The organism is Pedobacter nyackensis, from assembly GCF_032678475.1.
GTDB classification, from domain to species: Bacteria; Bacteroidota; Bacteroidia; order Sphingobacteriales; family Sphingobacteriaceae; genus Pedobacter; species Pedobacter nyackensis_A.
Map to the genome: position 1 here is coordinate 231,177 of NZ_JAVTSF010000009.1, position 22,933 is coordinate 254,109.

Sequence of the window (22,933 nt, forward strand, 5' to 3'; positions counted from 1 at the left end):
AAATAAGGTTTAGCGACAATCTCTGTACGAGCAAAAGGAACTAACTCCAGAAGCATATCGTCGGGGTACGGCCATACAAGTTCCGCAAACCAGAACCAGTTAATTGCTAGAAAAGAGCTCGGTTAACTTAGTTATATATACGTTAAATAGTTGAGGGGTAGTAGGTTAATTTGTTTCGTAAACACGAAGTAGTAAAGCTTGAATGAAAATAAGCTTACAGTTGTATTTTGGAAATCAACTTTGAAAATTTTTCCTCCTCCTCAAGATCATTTAAATGGATTGTTTGATCAGCTTTGATGGGAGAATGTTTAAAATCAAAATACCTTGCAAGACTATCATTCCTGATCAACTTTCCACTTACAGAAGAAGCATCAAAATATTCAACCTGATCCTTGTTCTCAAAATTTAAGTATGTTATTTGCATATAGGTTTGCCACCGTGTTGAAACATATTGATTTCGTATTTCAATTCTACTTTCAATTTTTTTTTCCAGCTCATAGGCTTTAAACTGATTTCTGTGACCAGTAATAGTCTGAATCACACCTTCAGTTTTCCCGGTAAGAAAGTTAGTATTAAAGTAGTCTTCAACTAAAAATCTTGATTTTTTGGTTCCGGGATTTATGTCTGAATACTCAACATCCAGGATGGTAACGGTTTCAATATTTATATTCTTGGCTTTACCACTTAGCTTGTTTACAACCAATTCCACGGTTTCAAACCGCTTCATTTTCTCATCAAAAATTTGATTCCGGGTAACTTGAAAGTCCGGCAATTTTTCAAAATAGTCCATTTCCATTTGCCTGTCAGCTACTACATAAGAAATAATGGACACATAAATGGCTGTCAGTGATAAAATGACTGAACATACAGTAGTGAAGTAGACTTCTTTTTGTTTTAACCAGTTTCTCATGATTGTTTTGGAATAATTAGGCGGTCTGGAATTATATTCAGAGTCTAAAAATAAAACTTTGAACCGTACCCTGTTACAAATACCCAAATTAAATAACAGTCTTTTTAAAAATAGTTACCTGGTAAGTCAAATTAAGAATGTTTTAACTGCCTTACTTCTATGTTGACTACTTTTTTAAGTATTTAGCTTCCCTGATCACATCATTGGCAATCTGCACATCCATATTGATCCAGTCTTGCCAGGGATTAAGTGCCCTCCAGATACCCTGCATTTTTGCCCAGTACATCGCCCGGTGCATTCCGTAAGCCACACCACGCAGGATGCGCAATTCGGCAGCAATGTGATTGATCAGCTTACTGCGCTCGCCACTATCCATCAGATTTCCTGCGCCTCCACGCAAAGCGAAACTGCCCACTTCCAGGGCGAGGTTTGTCGCCCGAAGCTTAAACTCACGGGCACCTTCCTCTGCGAATAGTAATAAAGCTGGGTTTGCACGCGCGATGTTGACCGTTTGCTGGACATCCCCGACAATATCGATTCCGATATCGGTTATTTCTTTAATTGTGCTCAGGTTGTGTAACACCGCCGAAACCTCACTCAGACCACGGTAAATCCGGTTCTGAAGATCATTGACGATCACTAGTTGTCCGCTTACAGCCATTTGACCCCGTTGAATCAGCGTAAGGTTGTTATTGGTACGATTCAATTGTCCGTCAATGGTGGAGCTATGTGTATACATTGCCCCAGATGTAATAGGATCGATATATAAAGTCTGTGCAAAAGCCGGCCATGTCAAAGCGAACAGAATGGCAGATAATAGCAATCTTTTCATCATAGTTTTTCTGTTAGTAGTCAGGCTGGAAGCAGCTGCCTGTCCGGTTAATTTCAGCGACAAATTTTCCGAGGCTCAGCCCACTTGCCTTCAGATCTGAGATAAAAGCATCCAATCCGGCAGGGTAGGATCCAAAGTAATCCGTGTAGATTTCAACAGCCATTTTCTCAGGTTTTTCCGTTGTGTAGGTCAGGTATTGCGATTGACTTACCTCAACACCGTATACTTCACCTGTTTTTCCGCGGCGGATGTAGACCTCATTGAAGCGGCTCCGACCTGCTTTGTTATCCAGCTGATTGATGGTGAATATCTTTTTACGTTCGGTATCGCTGATCGACAGCAAAGCAGCGATCTCATCATATTTGTCTTTAAACTTTCGCTGATCCAAAAGTATGACCGTGTCAGACTCCGAAATGATGCAGTCCTTTAAAATAGGGTTCCCGATGATGTCAGAAAGCGACTGGGTTACTTCAATGATCTCACCCCAGAACTTACGGACCGTTTTGTTGAGGTACAACAGGAAACCAGCCATAATAGGGGATGTTATCGCCTTCCAGGCTTCTTCCAGAATAAGCGCTTTACGCTGGGTTTTCCGGTGCCGCATCTTCTGTATGAATAGATCAATAATGATCACGGTAACAATTGGGAACAAAATTTTATTGTCCTGGATCGAGTCAATTTCATAGACAATTAACCTTTCCGTCAGCAGAGACTGCTCAGCAGCCTCGTTAAGCAGCGTTTGGTGTTCCCCGTTTTTGTAGAACTTTTTCAGCACAAACCTAAACTCATCTAGATCGAAATGAATTTGTTCTTCCGCCTTGATCACAGGGATTTTGACTAAAGCAAATTCATAGAATGAGTTGAAGTTCAGGCCTTCAATCACATAACCATCGTTAACCTCATCAGAAAAGTAGCTGGTATAGTAAGCGGAGATCAGCATCGCAATCACATCCCTTTCCACGTTATTTACCGTTCCATCCGCACCACGCCACAACAGACAGGTCAAGGTGATCAGAAATTCCTTTTTCTCAATGTTGTATTCCTGCTGGGAAATTGCAAAGGGATTCATGGTGATGGGCTTCGCTTCAGTATAGGTGATGTACTTACCCCAAAATACTTGCAGAGCCCGGAGTAGGAGTGGCCGACATCAACAATGACCACATCCATATTGACCAGCATATACTGTTCAACCAGATTATTGACGAAATACGACTTCCCGGAACCTGAGGGGCCGCAGATGAACCTATTGCGGTTCACAATGCGGCCGGTGTTCATCATCAGATCTGACAGGTCTATCCCCACCGGAATGCCCTGACGGTCAGTAAAGCGAATCAGAAAATCTGAAGGATCATCCACCGGCAGAGATTCCTTATACAGGAAACAAAGCGCCGCGTCACAGGTCGTCAGAAACCAATCGTAACCTTTCAGCTCAACACCATTACCCGGAATCGCCGTTCGGAAAAGCTCCAATTGGTTATAAGTGTTTTTTCCGGGAATGATACCCAGTTGAAAGAGTGCACTTTCTATAAAATTACAGGCTGGCTGCAGCTTTTCATTTTCAGCGCAAACAATGATGTTGTAATGTGCATTCACCAATAGCTGGCTGTCCCGTGCCACATCTTTCAACAGCAAGTCAATGTCTTCCACGCAAAGCGCATTGGCAGGATCCGGAATCCCTGAATGTCTTTTGCGCTTCAGGGTCAGCTTTCTTAAAGTTGCAGCCTGGTCAGGTACTTCGATCACCTGGTTGTACAAAATACAATCAAACCCAGGGACCCTGAGCAGGAAGGATAGCAGATCTACAGGAAAACCTCGAACGGCATCATTATCACTCAGTCCGGTATAACCTGAAAAGCTGGCGGGAAGATCAATGCAATCAATATCCACCAGACTGATGCTGCGCAGCGACCGGTCTCCAAGACCAATATGAGTAGCTGAAGGCGCAAAATTACCCAGGCTCAGAACATCCAAACTAAAGTTCATGCTAAGGATTTTTTTGATCAGCTGGCTGATTTCTTTTTCCCTCAACACCCTGGGTTTGGTCCCCCCGGCATCCAGTACCGCGATGACTTTATCAACCGCCTGGCGGTAATCCCGGAGAATCCCGGGGTCATACTGATAAAACGATCCTTTTCGAACCTGACGGGTTATGGTTAGAAAGGTGCTGATCTGCACCCGATCCCTTCCGGCGAAATGCGCATTGTATTTTCCCTGCAGATATTCTTTAGCCGGAAGATCCGGATATTGGGACCGGGATAAAATATCCTGCTTTTGCAGCAGGTAACCGCTACCCAGAATTTTGATGATGTTGTTGAACAAGCTCTGAAATTCTTGATAATCTTCAGTAGCACCACCATACTGGGTAATCGGGTTTACCAGACTGATGACCACGGAAAACTCGCCATTCAGACCATACAGCAGGTCGTAATCATCATGTGTGTCCAGGCCGATATAAGGCAATTGGAATTCATTCTTTTTTTGCATAAATACGGTGATTAATTTTTGATGGAAACAGGTAGTGACCACTGGAACGGGTCTTTTGATGCAATCCTTTTTTCTGCCGGGATGCCGTGTAATACAAACCACCTCCCACGCAGGATGCCAGCACAATGAGTCCTAAAAGCATACTGAAAAGGGCCATCACCAGTGCACCTAATACCAGACCACTGAGCAGCGAAGCGATGCCCCAGTAAATAAATTTTCCGGCAAAACCTTTGTACACAAGAGGCTTTTGCAGCCCCTTGTATACATTGTAAGTTCTTTCCATTTTACAGCCCGAAAAAAGCTTTTACAATCAATGAAGAAAGTACAAGGAAAAGGCAGGAACCACCCCAGCCCATCAATTCCTTATTGATGTCCTGATCCCCGGAATTCCATTTGGAATACACCCGGAGCCCGCCGACAAGCCCTACAATCCCCCCGATCACCAGGGTAGTATTGGTCACAGGACCGACATAAGTCTTAAGGGTAGTGGTAGCCGTGTTCAGGCCATTGACCCCACTCTGGGCAAAAGCAGTAGTCTGGGCAATGACTGTTAAAACTGCCATTGCGAGCAAGTGTTTTTTTGTTCTCAAAATAAAACATGGTATTGGATTTTTGCGGCCCAGGTAGGGCCGTACATGGAAATAGCAATCAGATTCCAAATAAGGATTGCAGAAATGGGCCCAGCAGGATCATAAAAAATGCGGCGAAAAACCAGGCTGCAACTTCGGCGGTAATGCGCTCTTTGCCCATCTGCCAGTTGTGATAAACAGCGACTGCACCAGCGATGCCGAAAATAGCGGCAAGCACCAAAGTAGCTGAACTTGCTGAAAAGAAACTCTGGCGCAGCTGACCGGTAGCCTGGTTCATTTCTGCAATTCCGGGTTGTGCACAAACAGCGTTTATGTTTAAGCCAAGCCACATTACCGCTGATAAGGCACAAAGTGCAAGCAGCTTCGTATTTACTTTCATATCATAAAGATTTTTGTTAATTTGTCACTGTTCTAATTGGCGCATATGATCAAATTGAAAACCCTAACCTTGCTTTGCTCACTGAGTTTGATGGTCTCAACCGTTTCTGCTCAGGAGACAAAAAAAGTAACCAGGAAAGAAAAGGTCAACTACTTAAATATCAAAGAGACCTTTGAAGTTTTGAAATCCGACCCAGAGGTAAAACATGGAAGTTATTCGCTTTCCTTTTCCGGCTACTCGGAAAATGGCCAATATGACCAGGGCAAAAAGACGGGCATATGGGAATGTTACAACCGCGGAAAACTGGTTCATAAATATGACTTTTCGACCGGGCTTTTTTCTGAGGAAACTGCGCCAAAAATGGTTGTCAAAATTACCATGCTTGATGATCAGGGCAATGCTGTTAAAGCGCTTACTCCCCGAAATATTTACCTTGGCGGAGATGCAAAAATGATCAGCGTACTGGTGCAATCCATTCGTTATCCCGCCACAGCACAACAGAAAAATACACAGGGCAAAGTTCACATCACAGCACTACTCTCTAAAGATGGCAAACTGATCGATGAAAAAGCAGAAACTAATATTGGAGACGGATTAGAAGAAGAGGCGCTTCGGGTATTCAGATTATATCCCGCTGACTGGGTGCCAGTCATTGAAGACGGTAAACCGGTTTCTGTAAAAGTTGAGCTGCTCATTGGTTTTTCTCTTGCCTAAAAAATGCGAAGCTAAAAACTTACCGACCGTGTGTATTGCAAGGCTTCAGTTTGCGCAAGTTCATACAGCCCCTGCATGGAGACCCCTCCAAGGCCGACTGATGCCGCATCATTATTCATTTCTCCCGGTTGTAATCCCGGTTTCAGGTCTTCCAATATGACCTTTTCAGGTGAGTGATCCTCGGAAAAGGTCAGAATAGTCGTTTCAGGTTTTCCACTGTTTTTAATAGAACGTCTGCTGTCCATGGCCAGCATGAACAAATAATAAGTCGCGTAACAAATACCTGTGTAGCAGAGAAAAGTACTCCAGTTCATAATTCTAAGTTTTGGATGAAATTTTTAATATAAGTTTTGAGTTCGGGGTGGGTATCAAAAAGATACCTAATGGCAAAAGCACCCAGTTTAATGTTGTCTACACCCGTGGCCATTTTGAAATGCCCGACCAGCTTTGCCGTTTGCGCATCCAGCTTAACATGTACCATACTTTTGTTACCCGAGCTGTCATAGCCTTTGATTTGTTCAACAATATCCGGCAGCGGGTCCATTGTTTCAGCAGGTTTTGGCGCCCTATTTTTTGAGTGCTCAACCTGCGAGGACATACCAAGCGGGCTCACAGCAGGAACAGCCATTTGCTCACGTAACTGATCTGCCAGGCTTTTAATCTTACTCATGGTCATGTGCAGTTAAATCGTTTGCGGACAGGTCATCCATCAAAAAAGACAAATGGGTCACAAAAATCTGGTCTAAAACAGGCCGGATTACCGGGCGTATAGCTTCCGGAGTAGAGAAGGTGCTGACCCGTTGAAAATCTACCCGATCAGGAAGGGCCCCGGCTACAGCACCAAACTTACGCAGCTGCTCATCGACTTCCTCTCTGGTTTCATAACGAACATTCGCCTTCACCCTGTTGGGGACAAAAACGATATCAATTTCCGGATTGATTTTGTTGAGAACCACTGCAAACAATACCGTCGATTTGAAACTAAACTCATCATACCCAAAAGGGCAAATGACCAGGTTTGCAGATTGAAACAAGGGAATCAGCCCGTCATCATCCAGTTTGCCAGGCAGGTCAATCAGCACCAGATCTTCAGGATTTTCCTGAAGTAGGGGATATAAGTCTGAGAATTTTTCCAGACTGGCGGCAATGACCTGGTAGGCCTCTGGATTCTCCAACAATTTCGCACGTTGGAATTTCTGAACCAGCGACTGCTGGTAATCCATATCCAGCACAGTAACCCGGCATTGCTTCTCCGTACATAGGTAGTTCGCCAGCATCAAGGTCAGCGTACTTTTTCCTGCACCTCCTTTCTGGTTTCCGATTAATATGATCATGATTTAATAATATTAGCGTGTGTTGGTTCTGGCTTTCTTTTTTCGGTTACGGTTTCTACCCAGAATCGCCTCGTCATCGATATCGTCAGAAATGTCAATGGTTATCGGCTGTTCATAAGGAACAAAAACCGGCGATTCCAAGTCTGTAAAAGCGAGAGGTAACAGCTCGACTTTATTTAGTAAAACCTCAGGCTTGCTGGCTGTTAGCTCGCAAACCAGCTGATCATCGGAGGCTGTAACAACCATCTCAGGAACAATTAATTCTTTTTCTAAAAGTAAATCAGCAGTCAACTCTGCCAGATCCAAAATCTCGCTACCCTTGTAAACATTGGCCCCTGCATGGTCTATGACTGTATAGCCATATGCATTCCTACCAGGTTTTCCATGAAAGATAAGCTGTATGCTGAATTTCTCTTTCAGAAAGACCGCCAGATCCGAAGTGTAAATAGCATTTCCTCTTTCCAATCCTCCCGGTAGTGGCGTGGTTTCTTCGCGTAGTACCCCGGAATATTGCTTACGATATTTCTGGAGAATCGCAGTCAGCTGACCTGCACGTACATCGTTTCTCTGAGCACATTCAATACGATGTTTCACTTCAGCGAGCGGCACCTCCGCCAGTTTTTTGCCAAATTTAATCAGCTCTATCCGATCTGCATTTTCGTTAAGGATATAACCCTTGCTTTCCAGAACCATCATGAATTGAGCCTGGGTACTGATGCTATATTTCAGCGCTTTATCCAGATCTTTTCTTGCCATCTGGTGCTCATCCTGTTGCATGATCTTGTTGAGCTGGGTAATCGCCCGGATTTTTTCAAAGGCGCTGCTGATCTTTTTTCCTTGTTTATCAACCCTTGTAGATACCATATGGATATGGTTATTTTTCGTATCGTTATGAAATACTAAAAGGTAAGGCTGGTCTTTGTAGCCCATTTTCTCCATCCAGTTTTTTGCCAGCTCAGTGAGTTCTTCCTTACTGCTGGATTTACCTTTAGCAGATATAATGGCATGGAGCTGGGGCTTTTTAACCCTTTTGTTACCCGCAGAAACCATTTCCAGATAGTTGACGTAGTCCTCGGGTTTCAGCTGGCTATAAGCCTGAAGTGGCCCGAAGCCCGAAACCTTCATCAGTTCACCTCTACCGGTTTCGGCTTTATTGGTATTGTAGCGCACACCACTGAACTTAGCCGAAGGTTTCAGAATCTTCACGATCATGACCCGCTTGTGATTTGACAAAAGGATGTTCGTTGATGCGTTCAGCATCCTTTTGCATATTGTCCATCAGATCCGAGAGCCTGTTGCTGACTTCCTTCAATTCGCTTATAGCATCCTTTCTTCCGTTATAATAACCACTGTTCCAATATTGGTTGCTATCCAACCCGGAAAAAGGATTAAAAGGGTCCGGATAGCCTGCATTCCACATATAGAAGGCGAAATAGATATACCTTACACTGAAGTAGACCGCTAAAAAGAACAGCACGATTTGCCATGTAATGATGATTTGCATAATTTTTAGGTTTTAAAATGTTGAACAATCGAATTCCTGAATCAATGAATTGTTGATTCTTTGAATACAAGACCAAATGAAATTTTGAGCAGTTGAATTAATGAACTGATGAATCCATGATTACTTACTGAGCTGGCGGATGATTTTGCGCAAGGCAGTTTCCAGATCCAGCTGGATTTTGATATGCTGCTGAAAAAGTAAGTTGAAACGCTCCACAATCTGTTCTGAAAGCATTCCACGTTTTTGAAGGGTATTGGCATATTTCGCCAACTGATTGATGTTGTTGCCAACTCTGGCCAGTTCTGCGCCAATATGATCCAGTTGAAAAATCATTTCCCTGGCATTGATCACCAACTGCGTAGTACCGCTTAAAGCTCTTACACGAATAATTTCAGTCTTACTTATACCCAAAGCCTTTTCCAGCGCAAGAATCCGCGCGTATTCGGCTTCTGTAAAACGTGCATCAATTTTTTTGCTTCGCCTGCTTCCTTCAGGAACAGCAGGTCTGCCTTTTTTAAGACGACCGGAGGAGGCTTTTTCTTCCATAAAAGACTGTGAGTTGCGAGCAGGCTTAACCCCTTATGCGTAGCATAAGGCAAAATACTTTTCGTAAAGGCCAGAGCATTCCGAAGGAATTTCTGTCCGACGAAAAGACATCTTGCAGGGTAAAAGTCAAAGCATTGTGCGATAAGCAGAATGGTTTGTTTTAGCCTACATCAGATGATTTATCAGCTGGTGGAATAAATTCATGAAATGAATTTCCGGTTTACCGGAAGCTATTTTCCGTTCTGTTCAGTTTATACAATAACCGAGTCTGGATTCTAAAAATTGTTTCTGAATTCAGACTACTGCTGAAGTCAAAATAATTTACTTAATTAGCTTTATGAAAATTAACGTAGACTTCATTCTCTCCCTACAAAAGGATCCGAACAGCAATTTGATATCCCCAAATAAAATAACAATTGAAAATCCTTATGTTGAAGAATTAAAGAAGCTTAGAGAGAACTTTCCAAAGTTTAAGATGAACGGACCCGAAATTTACAATGCTGTTCAAAATTCCACACTAAAAAACGTATTTAAAAGTTGGGACTATGCTCGTTATCCAGACCAAGCTAATGGTCATCTCGAATACGATCCAGAACGAATTAAATCTAACTTGACGGGAGCATACCGATACAACGATGATATTTTAAAATCCATCGAGGAATACGTTGTTGCTTGCAATTTAAACACAAAACTCAATAAAGTTAGACTTGAACCTCAAGTGCTGGCCTATTCGCATCTGTACTTAGGGTGGAGGGCTCAACCTAAGGTCCTGAACGAACATTTTTCTGTAATACACCGAACAAATTTCGGCTACGGTTATGCAAGTCACTTCTATACCATCCTGACCTACCGAAATATTCCACTAGTACCCTATTCTGATTGGGTAGCTTATCGATTTGTGGAGCGCGCTCAGCTGATCAATTATTCGGCTAAGCACCCAATTTGTAGTGACGGTTGGGAACCTGCAATGAAATTTACAGCAGATGCCTGGAATCTCATGGTCCGGAATGAAAGGCAATTCGTTGAAAAACACATCATTTCAGAGTGTGAAGTGATGGTCAAAGGCCTGGAAAGATTCTTAATCGGGAACGATTTCAATTTAATTACGGCCAACAACGGATTTCGAGACCTGCCATATGTTCGATCTGAAAGGGTAACTTTTGGAGGTTATAACGCTGATTTATTCAAGTCTGAGAAAATTGCCGGTGCCCTTACTTTTATTGACAGCATCAAGGAACTCGAACCTATCATGCAGGTTTCTGGTTATATCAATCGTATTTTAAGCTGCAATCGCAGGATTCAATCAAGTATACCTTCAACAGTCAGGAATCTTGAATATTCCATTGTACAAATTCAAAATGAAGTAACCAGATTGGAATCGATTTACGAATCGAAAAAAATCGTCAATCAAAAACGAACTGATTTATTTAACACATTTTACAGATCTCTCACGGTTGAAGAGAAAAATGATAGTGATACCTATGAGAAACGCTTCAATATGCTAAATCCCACATTGGTGAACGCATATGAGGAATTTAGAACCGCCGGTGTAAAATTAACTAGTAAGCAGGATGAGCTACGTCACAGCGAAGATATATTGAGAAAAATGATTGTCCTCCAAAAGGAAATCAATGATTATTTCGAAACCAATGCGTTGGCAGTAGGTTAATTTATCATCTGTAATTTTGCAATGAGAGTTTTCGTTCTGCCTTCAGGTCTGCTTTTAACTTATCGTTGTAATCATTGAAATTATTGTATGCCGAGGATTTGTCTCTGGAGTAGGGTAGCGCATTCAACCATTGTTTCAATGCCGTATGTCCTGCCGGATCGTGATCCATGTATACATCAATATCCGAATACTGTTTAGCTTTTTCCAAGCCCTGGTCAATCAGCGCCAGGGAATTGAGTACCAGAATACTTTTGCCAGAAGTCGGGTTTTCCGTTCGCCAGCTCAGGTAGTTGAAAAATCCTTCAAATACAGCCAGCTGCCTGTTATCACCTGGTAAGAGTGTAATTCCCTTCTTACCAAGGCAGCCTTTGAAATATTTGTTCCGAACTTCCCAGCCTCCAACTTCATTCTGCCAACCTGCTGCAAAATAGTTTTTGCGGTTTTTCTTTTCATCCTCCACATAATAATGGAGCTCCTGCATCAGGCCTTCAGCGGCTGAAAAGACACCACGGGATTTCAGATAAGCATTGATTCCTTCGGTAGAGCCGAAGGGTTTAATTTCTTGTATTTTGTAATTCGGTAGCTTCACCGCCATCTTGATGCGTGGCCGGGGATTTAACGGATAACCGATTTTTCCGAGGTTGAGGTTGCAGACACTTTCTATTTTTTCAATGGTCTCTTTGAAAGAGGTATTTTTCCAGTAAGCCTGTGCGAAGTCGATGATGTTACCCCCTTTACCCAGACCATGGTCGTACCAGCAGCCAAGTTTTTCATTGACACTGAATGAGGCATTGGTATCGGATTCCCGGAGCATACTGATGTACATGGTTTCTTTTGCAGGTCTGCCATGAGGCTGGAAACCCAAACGGTTTAAAAAATCAGTCAGCGACACCGTCGCTTTGATGTGCTTTGCTTTTTCTGTTAGCGTGTTCATTGGTTATTAGGTTATTTATTAAGTGTATTGATCTATTTTATTGGCCGAACCTTCGGACATCTAACTATGCCTAGATAGGGAAGAGGTCTGATTCCGCGGCGAAAGAGCGGACATCTGACTACAGCAATAGATTAAATCAAATCCTGAATCCGAATTACCGGACATACAAACCAGCGAATGGCGAATTACCAGACATTGGTGCCGAGTTATCGGACATGAAAAGCTCTATGCTCCGAATTACCGGACATCCTTCCGCAATAGCGGACATCAGGAGCGAACTACTGGACAAGCTGCAGGTAAGGTTTCAGGAATTCTCCGCTTTGGATCAGGGTAATGGCGTAGGTATGTGTTATGGTCAGATTTAAACAGATGTAATATGTCTGTGCCAGCACTTGTGCTTTGGCTTCTATATCCAGATGCGCATTCACCAGCCAGTACTGAAAAGGATCTTCATCCAGATGCTGTCGCATTTTACTCAGCGCAAAAATCCCACGCAGACCAGAAATCAGCCGGAAATAGAAGTTATGCTCCGTCTGAAAAATACGGCGGTTATGACCAGCCATAAATAACAGCCGCACGCTGTAAGCGGGCCTGGATACGAAGTCAAACTGCATAGGGAAATGCCCGGTTTGCTGAATGTAACTTAACATACGCAGCAGATTCTGCTTTTTATGTGAAGGCTTGGGATCAGTAATGTCCGCAAACAAACAGAGCCTGTCCAGCGGAATCAGCGTTTCGGTTTTACCGGTACTGGTCAGCACATGGCTGAGCTTGCTCAGGTACAGCAGCAGTTTTTTGCGACTGTCTCCACCACGGCCTTTACCCACCAGGCGGTAGCTTTCCGCATCTATGGTATAATACCTGCTTAAGAAACCCTGAAGGAGTTCATCTGAAAGCCGAATCTCATAGACCTTTTGCTCTTTATCCCTTCGGCTGAAATTCAGTTTTAGATCCTTTAAAATCGGGAAGTTCTGCATCTGGATCACCTCGTCTTTTTCCCGGACTTCATAACGGGCTGAAAAGATAATGTTGCGTTCCATCATGCTGTAGAGCGCATAGTCCATTACCGTATCAAAAGCATAGCCCTGAATTACAGGAGGCAATACTTTACCTGAAGCGAAATCGGGATGGATCAGGGCCAGTTCCTGCCTGCGGCGACCAGTTTGTTTGCAGAATTCCTGCAGCGTAAACCTGGTATATCCGAACAAGTCTGTTTTGAGGCGGCGGGAAATAAAAACAATAAAATCCTGTACCAGTCCGGCCTGCGAACCAAAGGAACGCTGGATATCCTTGATGTTATCAGCGACTGCCCTGTCGATGCGGCTCAGTGTATTGATATCCATAGCTGTGTATTTAGTTGAGAATTCAAGGGCAGAAAGGAATAAAAAGCAAAAAGGGAGACGATCTGTTGATGTCTCCCTAATTGTTATAAGGTCTACGCACGTAAGAATTTACATTCCCACCGGAATCCGGCTGCCAATGGATCGCCGCCTGTCCAGAGATCTAAAGATCAACTGGAGCAAGCCTGGCTACACTTTTGTTATTCTGAGTATCACAAAATAACGCTTCAACCCTTTATGAGAAAGTACAATTTTTGATCTTCCTAGCGCTCAGCAACGGGAAGATCAGTCGTCCGGTTACTCACCCTGGCCACAGCCTCGAGCTTAAACCGGTCAAATCTTTTTTTAGAACCCATGCCATCCATTCGGACCGCATGAATCAGGCCTTCCTGTAACCAGCGCTGCACATTGATCTGCCCAAACTGGCGGAATGCCTGCGCTTTGGTTAAAGTCTCGGGTAAAGCCGCGGAATCAGCCATAACTTTGTCCGCACCTTCCGACACCGCATCTTTAATCAGGAAACCTAATGCTTTCAGATTCATGGATGCAAAGAAATGAGGTAGTTTTTAAGCAAAAGAGTATATACCCTGCACATATACCCCCAATGAAAGCGTGCATAACTTTTCCCAAAGGGGGATGCATTCAAAGAGAGTTTTTCTTACATTCGCAGTGTAAAAAATATTTGATAGCGACAGCTATTTGAACTTGTCTTAGAAACCCGCGAAATTTCAAAAGAGAACAAGGAAAAATAATGCTGCTCGCCTGTGCTAAAGCGCGGGCGCAGCTGTTTTCTGTTCTCACGGCTCTTCGCGGGGCCTCTAAGGCGGTTAATGGTTTGTGTCCCGCGCTTTATCATTTTACAACCCCTGCACCGGGGCAGCAGGGCCATAATATCAGAATAATGAACGAGCAGCAAAATCAAACAGCGCTGGAGCTGTTGCAAGTCCCAATCCAAACGCTGGAATTCAGCGAAGAATTTAAAGATACCATGAAGACGTTAGGGTTTACCAATCTGGGCCAGGTCAACGCACAGCGGACTGAGGAACTGGAGAAAATGGAAGGCTTTAACACCCTGCTGATCCATGAGTATGTCAGCTATATGGTCCGCCACCAGCTTGGCGATCTGATCGACCCCTGAAAAGCAGAAGGGGCAATGCAGGCACGCACCGCCTGATCACCCCAAAAGCTTAAATAGGTAGATCTTACAAAAAGCGTCTGATCTCTTCTAACATCTTCAAGGCATAACCTTCAAGACCTTTGTAGATCGCCTGCTCTTTTGCATACAATTTTGATTTCACACTGAATTGTGAAAGTCTGACGCCACCCTTGGTCATAAAGTTACTGGCGACTTTCTCCGAAAACACATCCAGATTCGTTTCCACATAAATCCCCGCATCATATTCCAGTTTGCGCCATACCGCTAATTGCGTCGCATTGAATGGCGTAATCAAACTCAGTTCATTTACCCCGTTTTCAGCGGCGAGCGGTGTTCTGGCCAATTCCAGATCAATCCATTTGCTCAGTTCCTCCACAATAGGCAATTTACAGGGCTGAAAAGATAAACCCGTCCAACAAACCAGCTGTCCGATCCGGGTTCTGGTCTCCAGTAAAATGCTGCAACGGAGCTGTTCACGTTGTCCGCTGATCCGGGCTTTCAAACTATCGGTAAAGAAAACACTGAAGCAAGGGTGATTGTGACCCAATCCGATCAGCAATTCCATCAATGAAGTCTGATCTTTGACGGCCGTTTTCAATTGTTCTTCAAGCGTTTTACTATAGATCTTCAGATACTGGTAATCGCCCCATGTTGCAGCGGGACCCGCATGAATAAATTTTCTGAAGGGTTTGTAAACCGCATCAATCAGAAACGGATCCGTACCGAACGCCTCCATCTTTTGTTTCAGGGCCTGCCATTGCATGTTCGTAGCCTCAGATTGCTGAAAGCCAAATAACCTTGGCAATATCACCTGAGGAGGAACGACGTCCGAAAAATGTCTCATGACATTGGAAATCAGGTTCAGTATTTCCTGTGCATTCGCATTTACCGGATTAGCCGGAACATACAGCTGATCGCAGATCTCCCGGAGCCGGTTCAAGGTAAGTTTCAGGAAACTAGACATCTGGGTATCATTAGTTAGCGTCAGCATATGCTGTGGAATCAGCTTGTTCAGCTTTCGTGTTTCACTTTTCAGTACGAGATCTGCCTGCACACCCGGTTCCTCGGTTTTCGCTGACAACTGGATGGCCAAACTCTCAAGCAATTCAAAATCGTAGTTAATCATATTGGAAGGTTCAGTATTTACTTTATGATCATCCCCGGCAGCATTACATGCCCAGGTGATGATCTGTTCTATAGTCTGCAACACCAGCAACTGATCGGGTTCCCTGTTCAGATCGATGCCGCAAACTGCTCCTTTTATACTCCGCGCCTGGAGTACCATATAATAGATACCACCCAGCAGCAAACCCGAAACTGCCCTAAAGTTCACATCAGTCCCCTCAAAAGAGGGATCGGTGAGCTTAAACAAGGTTTCTCCGCGAGCCTCACGGCCGTCAGAAATCTCCCGCATCAGGGCATTGTTTTCGGAAATCTGCCACAGGATGATATTTTGAAATTCTACGTTCTTTAAAAATACATTGAAGTTTTCTTTGAAGAGCGCGTTGAACATCGTTTTAATTTCGGCAATGTCAGCGTCAGGAGAAAGTATGAACCGTTCAAAAAACGGGACCCAGTAATCGATCTCCATCACATAGGCCCGCTGAAGACCCGAAAGACTGCCAAAATATCTGGTGATCAGACTGCTGTCGTGACCGGCCTCATAAGCAATCTTTTCCACCTTCAACCCATTAAAGCCAAACCGGGTCAAAAGACTTCCAATCGCCCATACGAATTTTCGCATGGTCGTGGATCTGTCTCTTTTGCGTTCCCGACGCCTTGGTGTTGCCATTGTTATTCCTAGTCTAAATTGTTATTCAAAGTTTTTAATGTTCCTTTTGGTGACGACCCATTCCCAGGCATTCAGGACTTTATCCAGCTGCTCCACGGTATGTGTGGCCATCACAGACATCCGGATTCTTGCATCCTTTCTTGACACCGCAGGGTAGTTGATCTGATTGGTATAGATGCCGGCATCCAGTAACAACTTACACACCTCCGCATTCTGCCGGATGGGCCCTATCTTCACCGGAATGATCGCCGATTCCGTCGGCCCAATGTTCAGACCCAGAGAAATCAAACCAGACTTCAGGTAAGCCACATTTTCATGCAACCTGCCCATCCAGAATGGTTCCTCATCTACCAGATCAATGGCCTTCAATATCGCGCAGGCAGCAGGAGTGGAGGTGGCGGAAAACAAATGCTGACGGGACTGGAATTTTAGGAAGTTAATCAGTTTGGGATCCGCAACCAGGTAGCCACCCACATGCGCAAAAGTCTTTGAAAAGGTACCAGTGATGATATCTACCTGATCATACAGATTCTCTAACTCTATCACCCCACGACCCGTCTCACCAATCACCCCGGTTCCATGCGCATCATCCAGCACAAGGTAAGCCCCATAAGCTTTGACCAGGGCAACAATCTGAGAAAGAGGAGCGAGGTCCCCATCCTGAGAATACACCCCGTCAATCACTACCATCCGGGTGCGGTATTTGTCTTTAGCAGCAGCAAGAATTCTTTCCAAAGCATCCAGGTTGTTGTGCGGAAATGTCTTCACATTCGTCAGTAAACAACCTTCATAAACACTCGCATGCACAGCCGCATCCAGAATCGCAAGATCGCTTTTGCGCAGCAAACATTGCAGGGAAGCAGAATTGGCGGTATAACCAGTCGTGTAAATGATCGCAGATTCTCGTTTGAAAAATCCAGCAATCTTACTTTCCAATTCCTCATGATAAGAGAAGTGACCGCCAATAGCAGGGGACGCCCCCGCACCGGAACCAAACTCCTCGATGGCTGCAATCGCAGCCGCTTTAACTTCCGGATGCTGGGTAAAACCCAGATAATCGTTAGAGACCAAACTGACAAAAGTTGAATTGGGATTTCCCGGAATCAAAAGGTCCATTTCAGGACCACACCCAGTCAGGGCAAGCTGGCGGTAATTCATGTGGCCAGAGGCACGAAGCGCAACGGAATAATCGTGAAACAAACTCGCCCGGGCGAAAGGATCTTTACCTTCAATGTCTTCAAAATCCTTGAAGCTTGCTTTTTCGAAATCAATTTTCATAGCATTAATAGTTTTGAGTTTAAATGAATAATGCCTCAAAACTAAATCCCCTTAATTCGGGAACCGCCGACTTAGCGGGCAATAGTTGTCCACAACAAAGCAATCCAAAGTCAAAACAAAAACAATAAAAACAAGCACCATAAAATATCTCGTTCATAACAAATAAGCCGAACGGAAAAGACCGCCCGGCAATGCAAAATTCAATTAAAGTTTTTCAGTAGCTCTCCAGTTCTGGAGCAGCAGAATAGATTTAGACCGATATGCATTCTAAAAATAAAGAGCGGGCAGGTGTTGAAATCAATAAACTGCTTAAATTAGGTGTCAAGAAAATCCCAGTCATCACCTAATACCCATCTAAGTGCAGATAACTTTCCATTTAGCATTCCCCATTCAAAATCATCCCATCTCAAATTTTCTCGCCCATATTTTTTTTCAATTTTCAATGCGGCTGAATAACCCGGGTGGGATTTAGAGAGGTCAAAGTTCCCGTTTTGGTCGAACAGTGAATCGAGATGCCTGTTGTACCAGATTTTATCGAACAATTCATTTTCAGCATCTAGAATCTCAGATAATAATCTTGGTTCTTCAAAATAATCATCTTGATCTGCGAATAATTCCTCTACTAGTTCAGGTTCTATTTTTCGAATCGTTTCTTCAAGATCTATTGAATAATGATGATTTGGTCTGCTAAAGTAATCAGCAAAATCCGGATGCGGTAAATTGTTATTTACAGTAGTGTTGCTAAAGTCATTGACATTTAAAGAAACAAAATAGAACTGATCATTTTCATCTTTTTCGGCGATACACTTTCCAAAACACTCCATAATTATTGCATCATTCATGCTGTTTTTGCTCCTGTGAAATGGTGCTCTTTTATCAATTGCACGATGTGCAGCTTTTACGATGATATCATCTGTCACTTCCATTGTAGAGGCCTTAGATAACAAAGTTTCTACCATTTTAATAACATGAAGACTAGATTCTTGCAAACTGTTTATCTTAAATCCAACGTTATTTAAATGTTCTATAACAGCTTTCTTATTTTGACTTTCTCCATGAGCTTCTACAACTAATTTGGCTTTCTTAACTGCAGACTGCAGTCCTTTGTTGCTATCGGTTATAATACGCTCTTTATTTCGCTGAATCTCATCTAATATCGGTTTAGGAATCAGTAGACAGAGAAATTGTTGATCCAAAAGATCATTTATCACGTTCAATAGTTTGATTTTATCCGGAGTCTTGGCCAGCTCCAGCCATACGCAAGTGTCTATTAATACTTTTACCATACTGTTCTTTAAAAAGTTCGAACAATATAATTCTTTCTTTCAGGAAAACTAATTGCTGATTTCATCAGCTTTTACATCAGCCATTCATCGCCAAATGAAAAGAATCGGTGGCGCGTCACAATCAGGTGATCTAAGACATAAAGATTTAATAATTTTCCAACTTCAACCAATTTTCTTGTGATCTGTTTATCCGCTTCACTGGGCCTGATGTTACCTGAGGGATGATTATGCGCAAGAATTACATAACTTGCATTTGCCTTTAACGCAATCCCAAATATGACTTTCGGATCAATCACAGTACCGGCAATACCACCACAGGAGATTTCAGACATGCCGATCACATTGTTGGCCTGATTCAACAACAGGATGTATGCCTGCTCCACCATTTCGATCTTATCCAGATTCCAGTTATTGATTAGAATCTCGTAGGCGGATTTGGCTGAGCTGATTCTGGGCCGTTCATAAGCTTTAAATTTCGGGTGATAACTTACTGTAATCTCAGACACCTGGAACAATGATAAATTTGATTTCGCTTTCATAATTTTTTCTTTTTGATAGCAACTGAATTAATTATGAAGCTTTACCGATGGCACCAGAGATGAAAAAGCAAAGGGAAGATACAGAAAATGCGGAGGCTCCTTTAGGAAACCCATTTTATGGATTCTCCTTTGGCGAAGCGTACCGGATCTTTGGTGCTATTGAGGTTGGTGAAGAATTAAGCCAGGAAAAAACAATATTACTGGTTAGACTTAAGTATAATCAATTTCCTGATTGCAGCCAGATGCGCAAACAGGACCAGTGGAACAATATAAGTAGGTAGCCAGCTGAAAGGAAAACTTAGAATAGCAATGTTTGGCTGATCAAATCCAAACTGCTGAAACGGAGATGGCGCAGAAAGCACTGCATTAATCACGATATTGAACAGCAGTCCCAGACAGATGAAGTTCCAGCATAATAGCGAAAGCTTTCCCATCATACTTCGTCCAACCCCAAAAAATCCAACCAATGGAGCAGTGATTCCGGCCAATATATCAAAGTTTCTGCCTTCAAACGTCATCAATTCCGGAACCGCACCATTTAGAAATAATCCATAAAGTACCAGCTCCACAGGTATTCTAATGATGTGAACGTAGGTCAACATTTGCATAGACAAACGGTCAATGAATGACCTTCCTTTTCGTGTCCAGAAGATGAGCGCAATTGTGATCAGTGCCGGAATGACGCCAAACAAGATGATTTTAGGAGGTATGGATTCCGGATATTCAGTATAGACGCCAAGGAAACTAAGTATAGCCTGGACGGTAAGCCAGAGTAAAATAACAACCATAACTGATCGTGATGAGCTTTTACCCATTAGCTTTGAAGCAGTATTGAACAGGAAGGAAACCATTCCCACTGCCAGGATGGTAGTCAACAGGAAACTGATGGTCAGATATAAGGGGAGGGTTGCAATCATAGGTGCTGCAAATGTAGTAATCCAATACTAATTGAGAAGTGACGGTACAGTTTTCTTTTTTATCGTAAACAAACACCCCAATTTTCAGAAAAATCTTAAATTAATTGAGGAGATTGGCTACTACTGAACTAGTGTGATTATCTATTTGGGATCCTCTAAATCGATATTATTTTCAATTTTTTAGGGAATTATATTTGTCATCGAAGCATACTAGTAGAATAGCAAAGACGTCTGCAACGAGAGTCTTGAGTTTTTCAGTCGAATTTATCATTTGCGCCTTGTATTCCCACATTTTTAAATCTGTTTCCCGCTTAATGATAAATTCACGTTCAAGAATTTCTGGATCCTCTGTCTTTGAAAGCACGATGTGTAGCATTTCAATCCTTCGCATATCTTGTGCTTCCCAACGATTGCTGTGTGCAACCTCATTACGTTGCTCTCTGTATTTATCTACAAAGCTCCGTACGGAAACTAAGGACTCGAACAAACCACCAATAGCTTTAACTCTTGAAGTTACTGGACCAATTTTTCCATTTTTACCAGTTAACATCATATGTGGTTTGCAGCTCGCGTCTTCCAAACCAAGTCCTATAACCTGATTCACAAAAATCAGCAGACGATCCAAAATGCCAGTTATCCTAAGTACATAGCTTTCTAAATGATATACCATGTGATCAAAGCGATTGATGTCGAGCTTTTTCATTGACTTTGTAGAACGGAAATTTGCAAAAAAGACAGCACTTTGATCTAATTGTCGCATAAGAGTATGAATCGTTCCCATTCCCTGAAAGCAGTCATAAAAATATTTTTCGTGTTTAAATAGTTCGCGATTTGGATGGAAGCCATTTTCCGATCGCTTTCCGGAATCGGTATTCTTAATCAGGTCTGAAGCTAAAGATGTAAAGTGTTTTATTAAAGGGTTTTCGTTCATTGCGTTAGTTTTTGATGATCAGCGAATCTATATCTGAAGTTTTAAAAACAAGTGTTCTATCCCCCTTTGGTTCGTAAAAAAACATATTTCCAGTAGTTTGTCCTATAAACATTAGGTTTTTACCCGTAGTCACTGGTTTTGAATGATAGGTGAAACTTAATTCATGATTCGGTATGCCTGCTTTTATACGTTCTGCATCGAGTTTTCGGTAGCTGCTGATCTGCATTCCAATATAACACACAATACTTATGGCAACTATCGTTGGTTTGTTGCGAATAGAATCCATTCGACCTGTATGTCTAATAAACCAGATAAGTCCCAATAACATAAACGCAGAAGCATATAGATTGAATTCTTGGAAATCATAAGCTTTGTAGTAGAAAAAGTGTTTTAGAATCAGTTTAATGGATATTTGTATCGCAACCATAATTAAAAGCTAGGTAAAAAACGATTGAAATAGCCAGCGAATAAATTTGCTAGTCTTTGACCGAGTTGCTTCGATTTCTACTTCCACATCTTTTACATAGGTCACATTTTGTTTACCAACAAATTCCTGAATTAGCGAGGTGCTCACAATTCCACTAACAAAAACTATCGTCGGAAAAAAGGCCATGATAATTTCGGTTGTGGTGATGTATACATAAATATCAATATTAAATTCCTTATAATATGCATGAAGGTTACAAAATCCAAAATAGATAAGGCAAACAGAGAGTAAAGGGAGATAGTCAATTATTTTCTTCATCGAGGTTATTTAAACATTTAAATATACTAATTGGAAATACAAATGTGACCAACGAGGTTAGTTTGGGTGATGAGGTTGGACGGTTCCTCAGAACTTTGGGGTGCAATGTTTGTTTATAAAGAAAAGGAGGAATTATGCCGTGGACTAAAGAAGATTACCCGCCATCCTATAAAAATCAGCCAGCTTATATTCGCGAGAAAGCTGTAGAAATAGCTAACGAAATACTAAAAGAAAGTGGAGACGAGGGATTGGCAATAGCCACTGGTCTGAGTAAAGCCCGTGAGTATTTTGAGGATCATCCTAAGGAAAAGAAGGCTTCGAATAAGGATTGATTTTGAAATCAAATTTCCGTAAATTTAATCATGAGGGAAATTGAACCACCTTTTGATTTGGAATGGGAGGGAAACAGTATCAAGGTGTCAGAGCACGAACTGGCAGGTAAGCGAATCTTTCACATCCATTTCAATGATGACAAGAAACCACTCGTGATTACTGTGGGCTTAGGCTTAGGGGATCAAAAGTTCTGGACTTCCATTCCACAGGGAAGGCAGTCGGAAGCAGAACAAATAGGGAAGTTAATCGCGGCGTACATTCGGGCTAAAAGGAAATAATTATGTGTTATTACAACGGACAAAGGGTAACCAGGGCTGAATTTATTCAATTGAAGCAATTGGAAAAAGCGGTGAAAGATTATGATTTTCTGGACGTAGGGGTTCACAATGGATTTAATTATCCACCATGTGCGATTATTGTCCCTACAGACGATAGGAGGGATTTTGAGATCCAACAGGCGGAATGGGGTTATATTCCAGGTTATGCGAAAGATCGTACTGAAGCGAAACTTTTCCGGTTGAAATACACAACGCTGAATTTCAAAGGCGAAAACCTGTTTAAAAAGGAAGACGGTAAAAAATCTATGTGGGCTGAAGCAGGTCGTCAGCGCCGCTGTCTGGTATTGTCAACTGGACTGGTAGAATCCATGCATATACCTACCTATGGGAAGAAAGGTCAACTACTAAAAGCCACAGAAAAAATCCCCTATCAGGTAGGTGT

At 42.6% G+C, this 22,933-nt stretch carries 27 protein-coding genes and 1 pseudogene; 6 read left to right on the forward strand and 22 right to left on the reverse strand.

Annotation, left to right across the window (positions count from 1 at the left end; all coding sequences use genetic code 11):
* Positions 1 to 214: 214 nt before the first annotated feature.
* From R2Q84_RS23730 to R2Q84_RS23760, 6 genes and pseudogenes are all read right to left on the reverse strand, one after another.
* Positions 215 to 910 (reverse strand): hypothetical protein, encoded by a 696-nt coding sequence (locus R2Q84_RS23730; protein ID WP_316819095.1) that lies wholly within the window; start codon positions 908 to 910, stop codon positions 215 to 217.
* A 166-nt stretch (positions 911 to 1,076) separates the two neighbouring features.
* Positions 1,077 to 1,745 carry a hypothetical protein gene (locus R2Q84_RS23735; RefSeq protein WP_316819096.1) on the reverse strand — a complete coding sequence of 223 codons (669 nt, stop codon included), beginning with the start codon at positions 1,743 to 1,745 and terminating at the stop codon, positions 1,077 to 1,079.
* A gap of 10 nt (positions 1,746 to 1,755) precedes the next feature.
* A pseudogene (locus tag R2Q84_RS25270) lies at positions 1,756 to 4,226 on the reverse strand (TraG family conjugative transposon ATPase).
* A complete protein-coding gene (locus R2Q84_RS23750; RefSeq protein ID WP_316819099.1) occupies positions 4,210 to 4,509 on the reverse strand; it encodes a plasmid transfer protein in 300 nt (99 codons plus the stop codon). Before R2Q84_RS23750 ends, R2Q84_RS25270 begins: the two are co-directional and overlap by 17 nt.
* Position 4,510: 1 nt before the next feature.
* A complete protein-coding gene (locus R2Q84_RS23755; protein ID WP_316819100.1) occupies positions 4,511 to 4,789 on the reverse strand; it encodes a DUF4134 domain-containing protein in 279 nt (92 codons plus the stop codon).
* A gap of 85 nt (positions 4,790 to 4,874) precedes the next feature.
* Positions 4,875 to 5,195 (reverse strand): DUF4134 family protein, encoded by a 321-nt coding sequence (locus tag R2Q84_RS23760; protein WP_316819101.1) that lies wholly within the window; start codon positions 5,193 to 5,195, stop codon positions 4,875 to 4,877.
* A 45-nt stretch (positions 5,196 to 5,240) separates the two neighbouring features.
* Here R2Q84_RS23760 and R2Q84_RS23765 point away from each other — a divergent pair, with 45 nt between their 5' ends.
* Positions 5,241 to 5,909, forward strand: a complete 669-nt coding sequence (locus tag R2Q84_RS23765) for an energy transducer TonB (RefSeq protein WP_316819102.1) — start codon at positions 5,241 to 5,243, stop codon at positions 5,907 to 5,909.
* A gap of 11 nt (positions 5,910 to 5,920) precedes the next feature.
* On the opposite strand, the gene R2Q84_RS23770 is transcribed toward R2Q84_RS23765, so the two are convergent.
* The 6 genes from R2Q84_RS23770 to R2Q84_RS23795 form a co-directional block, all read right to left on the reverse strand.
* Positions 5,921 to 6,223 (reverse strand): hypothetical protein, encoded by a 303-nt coding sequence (locus tag R2Q84_RS23770; RefSeq protein ID WP_316819103.1) that lies wholly within the window; start codon positions 6,221 to 6,223, stop codon positions 5,921 to 5,923.
* On the reverse strand, positions 6,220 to 6,579 hold the full coding sequence (locus R2Q84_RS23775) for a hypothetical protein (RefSeq protein WP_316819104.1): 360 nt from the start codon (positions 6,577 to 6,579) through the stop codon (positions 6,220 to 6,222). The genes R2Q84_RS23770 and R2Q84_RS23775 overlap by 4 nt, the downstream gene beginning before the upstream one ends.
* Positions 6,572 to 7,243, reverse strand: a complete 672-nt coding sequence (locus R2Q84_RS23780; RefSeq protein ID WP_316819105.1) for a ParA family protein — start codon at positions 7,241 to 7,243, stop codon at positions 6,572 to 6,574. Before R2Q84_RS23780 ends, R2Q84_RS23775 begins: the two co-directional genes overlap by 8 nt.
* A 12-nt stretch (positions 7,244 to 7,255) precedes the next feature.
* On the reverse strand, positions 7,256 to 8,455 hold the full coding sequence (locus R2Q84_RS23785) for a relaxase/mobilization nuclease domain-containing protein (RefSeq protein ID WP_316819106.1): 1,200 nt from the start codon (positions 8,453 to 8,455) through the stop codon (positions 7,256 to 7,258).
* Complete coding sequence (locus tag R2Q84_RS23790) at positions 8,424 to 8,747, reverse strand: hypothetical protein (RefSeq protein WP_316819107.1); 324 nt, start codon at positions 8,745 to 8,747, stop codon at positions 8,424 to 8,426. The genes R2Q84_RS23785 and R2Q84_RS23790 overlap by 32 nt, the downstream gene beginning before the upstream one ends.
* 120 nt (positions 8,748 to 8,867) lie before the next feature.
* Complete coding sequence (locus R2Q84_RS23795; RefSeq protein WP_316819108.1) at positions 8,868 to 9,293, reverse strand: plasmid mobilization protein; 426 nt, start codon at positions 9,291 to 9,293, stop codon at positions 8,868 to 8,870.
* A 337-nt stretch (positions 9,294 to 9,630) separates the two neighbouring features.
* Here R2Q84_RS23795 and R2Q84_RS23800 point away from each other — a divergent pair, with 337 nt between their 5' ends.
* A complete protein-coding gene (locus tag R2Q84_RS23800) occupies positions 9,631 to 10,962 on the forward strand; it encodes a hypothetical protein (protein ID WP_316819109.1) in 1,332 nt (443 codons plus the stop codon).
* A gap of 4 nt (positions 10,963 to 10,966) precedes the next feature.
* Here the strand turns inward: R2Q84_RS23800 and R2Q84_RS23805 are convergent, their stop codons facing one another.
* The 3 genes from R2Q84_RS23805 to R2Q84_RS23815 all read right to left on the reverse strand — a co-directional run bounded on the left by R2Q84_RS23805 (position 10,967) and on the right by R2Q84_RS23815 (position 13,778).
* Positions 10,967 to 11,896, reverse strand: a complete 930-nt coding sequence (locus R2Q84_RS23805; protein ID WP_316819110.1) for a toprim domain-containing protein — start codon at positions 11,894 to 11,896, stop codon at positions 10,967 to 10,969.
* Positions 11,897 to 12,174: 278 nt separating this feature from the next.
* Positions 12,175 to 13,239 carry a hypothetical protein gene (locus tag R2Q84_RS23810; protein ID WP_316819111.1) on the reverse strand — a complete coding sequence of 355 codons (1,065 nt, stop codon included), beginning with the start codon at positions 13,237 to 13,239 and terminating at the stop codon, positions 12,175 to 12,177.
* Between the two features lie 260 nt (positions 13,240 to 13,499).
* Positions 13,500 to 13,778: a hypothetical protein gene (locus R2Q84_RS23815; protein WP_316819112.1), complete on the reverse strand. Its 279-nt coding sequence runs from the start codon at positions 13,776 to 13,778 to the stop codon at positions 13,500 to 13,502.
* Positions 13,779 to 14,137: 359 nt separating this feature from the next.
* Between R2Q84_RS23815 and R2Q84_RS23820 the strand changes: the two genes are divergently transcribed.
* The gene (locus tag R2Q84_RS23820) at positions 14,138 to 14,374 is read left to right on the forward strand and encodes a hypothetical protein (protein ID WP_316819113.1); all 237 of its coding nucleotides are present in this window, start codon (positions 14,138 to 14,140) and stop codon (positions 14,372 to 14,374) included.
* Between the two features lie 64 nt (positions 14,375 to 14,438).
* Here the strand turns inward: R2Q84_RS23820 and R2Q84_RS23825 are convergent, their stop codons facing one another.
* The 7 genes from R2Q84_RS23825 to R2Q84_RS23855 all read right to left on the reverse strand — a co-directional run bounded on the left by R2Q84_RS23825 (position 14,439) and on the right by R2Q84_RS23855 (position 21,562).
* Positions 14,439 to 16,184 (reverse strand): hypothetical protein, encoded by a 1,746-nt coding sequence (locus tag R2Q84_RS23825; RefSeq protein ID WP_316819114.1) that lies wholly within the window; start codon positions 16,182 to 16,184, stop codon positions 14,439 to 14,441.
* 21 nt (positions 16,185 to 16,205) lie between these two features.
* Entirely contained in the window at positions 16,206 to 17,462 is a 1,257-nt protein-coding gene (locus R2Q84_RS23830; protein WP_316819115.1) for an aminotransferase class I/II-fold pyridoxal phosphate-dependent enzyme, read from the reverse strand.
* Between the two features lie 314 nt (positions 17,463 to 17,776).
* Positions 17,777 to 18,748 carry a PIN domain-containing protein gene (locus R2Q84_RS23835; RefSeq protein WP_316819116.1) on the reverse strand — a complete coding sequence of 324 codons (972 nt, stop codon included), beginning with the start codon at positions 18,746 to 18,748 and terminating at the stop codon, positions 17,777 to 17,779.
* 71 nt (positions 18,749 to 18,819) lie between these two features.
* Entirely contained in the window at positions 18,820 to 19,287 is a 468-nt protein-coding gene (locus R2Q84_RS23840) for a JAB domain-containing protein (RefSeq protein WP_316819117.1), read from the reverse strand.
* Between the two features lie 197 nt (positions 19,288 to 19,484).
* A complete protein-coding gene (locus tag R2Q84_RS23845) occupies positions 19,485 to 20,204 on the reverse strand; it encodes a hypothetical protein (RefSeq protein ID WP_316819118.1) in 720 nt (239 codons plus the stop codon).
* Positions 20,205 to 20,376: 172 nt separating this feature from the next.
* Positions 20,377 to 21,135, reverse strand: coding sequence for a Cthe_2314 family HEPN domain-containing protein (locus R2Q84_RS23850; protein ID WP_316819119.1), 759 nt, complete (start codon positions 21,133 to 21,135; stop codon positions 20,377 to 20,379).
* 4 nt (positions 21,136 to 21,139) lie between these two features.
* A complete protein-coding gene (locus R2Q84_RS23855; RefSeq protein ID WP_316819120.1) occupies positions 21,140 to 21,562 on the reverse strand; it encodes a hypothetical protein in 423 nt (140 codons plus the stop codon).
* Between the two features lie 452 nt (positions 21,563 to 22,014).
* Here R2Q84_RS23855 and R2Q84_RS23860 point away from each other — a divergent pair, with 452 nt between their 5' ends.
* The 3 genes from R2Q84_RS23860 to R2Q84_RS23870 all read left to right on the forward strand — a co-directional run.
* Entirely contained in the window at positions 22,015 to 22,212 is a 198-nt protein-coding gene (locus R2Q84_RS23860; RefSeq protein WP_316819121.1) for a hypothetical protein, read from the forward strand.
* Between the two features lie 30 nt (positions 22,213 to 22,242).
* Positions 22,243 to 22,491: a hypothetical protein gene (locus tag R2Q84_RS23865; protein ID WP_316819122.1), complete on the forward strand. Its 249-nt coding sequence runs from the start codon at positions 22,243 to 22,245 to the stop codon at positions 22,489 to 22,491.
* Between the two features lie 2 nt (positions 22,492 to 22,493).
* Positions 22,494 to 22,933: SOS response-associated peptidase family protein (locus R2Q84_RS23870; RefSeq protein ID WP_316819123.1), on the forward strand; the 440-nt coding region annotated here is incomplete at its 3' end.